Genomic DNA, 2,068 nt, shown 5'->3' with positions numbered 1-2,068 from the left:
TCGTGCCTTCCTCAACAACGGGGTGCGCTGCGTTTTCTTGAACGCCTGCAAAACGGGTCTGGCCGCCACGACGGGATTGGCCGGGCATTTCGTGACGAACGGCGTCCCCATCGTCCTCGGTTGGGGGGCATCCGTCGCCGACGACATGGCCACGCAGTTTGCTGAAGCGTTTTACAAATATCTGGCCGCCGGGGACCGCGTCCCGGCGGCGACCGCGAAAGCCCGGCAGGACATCTGGCGGGCGGGCCAGCGCGCCGCCGGGAAAAATGCCCCGTGGGACGCCACCTTTGCCCTCGCGCGGCTGTACGCGACCGGGCCGGACGCCGACTTGATCGACCGTTCCGCCCCGTCTCGCAAGTATGAGGGCCCAAAGACGGAACCGATGCTGCTGGGTGATGAAATCAAGGGCTTGCGGGAAGGCTTCGTCGGCCGTCGCCGCGAGCAGCAACAATTGATTCCCCCGTTCCGCGAAGGGGCGTTCAGCGTCCTCGTGCTGACGGGCATGGGCGGCATGGGGAAAAGCACCCTCGCCACCCGCACGGCCAATCGCCTGAAAACAGACGGGTTCGGCATCCATGCCATCAAGGCCGGCCAGCACGCCACGCCCGCCGAGGCCGGCCGATGGTTCCTCTTGGAGAAGTTGTTGCCAGCGCTCGCCCGTCCGTTCATGAAAGAGGAACCGACCACTTATGAGGCCATTTGCAACGGCAAACACCCGGTCAGTGATCGTGTCAACTTGGCCGTGGAAGAATGGTCAAAGCGGAAACTGTTGCTGGTGATGGACAACTTTGAAGACGTCCTCAACCCGGACAACACCATCGCCGACCCCGATCTTCGGACTGCGTTTCACATTCTCACCCGCAATCTGACGGGCGGTTCTCGCCTCCTCGTCACCTGTCGATACCGGCCAGACGACACCCCGGACGACCTGCCGCATGTGTGCGTCCACGGCGTCCCGGAGATGCGGGAATTTGAACTCCGCAAGTTCCTGCGGCGAGAGCCAAAAGTCGAAGCCCGGATGCGATCCGGGGAGATCAAGGATGATTTGATTCACCGACTCCACGCCCTCTTCGGCGGCACGCCCGGCTTCTTGGTTTCCGTCCGGGCGTGGCTCTCCAAGGGAGACATCTCCGATTGGGAAGACAAAATCCCGGCTGACACCCCCTTAGAGGATGTACGGCAAGCATATTGCGAAAAGATCATGCTGCCGAAGTTGTTCGCCCTGCTATCAGAGCCAAGCCAGCGCATGGCCAGCCTGCTGGCCGTGAGCGAACTCCCATTACCAACCGACGGGCTGGCGCAACTCGCCGGACAATCGCCCGATGACGCGCAAGAAGCAGCGGACGAGGCCGCCAATTATGGTTTGGTGCAACGCTTCACCGATGTGGATCTGCCGACAAGATATCAAACACCGGGACTGATTCGCGACTGGCTCTCGGGGGAATCCCGATTGTCACCGCCAGATCGAAAAACCGCCAATGGGAAGTTGGCCAAGTTTTGGAAAAAGTGTTACGAAGAAGACCGCGAGAAAGAACTCCAAGTCGCGGTCGATGTGGAACTGCTTGTCTGTCGCGCCCATGCCAAACGGGCTGAACAGAGCGAAGAGTTCCAGTGGGCAACGTATCATTTATCTCGCAGGCTTGAACGGATTGCCGAATGGAGAGAAGCACGAAAACTATTGATGGAAATTCCCGAGTCTGAACGAGATGGTCAAGCCTGGCACCAGTTGGCGAGCATCGACCTGAGAGAGGGGAAGTACGCGGAGGCGAGGGCCGGGTTCGCCAAGGCTTTCGCCATTCGGCAGGCGATCGGCGACCGGGCCGGAGAGGCCGCCGCGTGGCACCAGTTGGCGAGCATCGACGTGAACGAGGGGAAGTACGCAGAGGCGAGGGCCGGGTTCGCCAAGGCCCTCGCCATCAACCAGGCGATCGGCGACCGGGCCGGAGAGGCCGCCACCTGGCACAACTTGGCGAGCATCGACGTGAACGAGGGGAAATACGCGGAGGCGAGGGCCGGGTTCGCCAAGGCCCTCGCCATCAAACAGGCGGTCAGCGACTGGGCCGGGGAA

Annotated in this window: 1 protein-coding gene; it reads left to right on the top strand. The window is 61.8% G+C overall.

The features are described from left to right. The coding region (locus tag BGIM_RS61310; protein WP_162136248.1) for a tetratricopeptide repeat protein at positions 1–2,068 on the top strand (2,068 nt) is incomplete at both ends.

Source organism: Zavarzinella formosa DSM 19928, assembly GCF_000255705.1.
Taxonomy (GTDB): domain Bacteria; phylum Planctomycetota; class Planctomycetia; order Gemmatales; family Gemmataceae; genus Zavarzinella; species Zavarzinella formosa.
The sequence above is the reverse complement of the archived record's forward strand: the minus strand, read 5'-3'. Positions and strand labels throughout refer to the sequence as shown.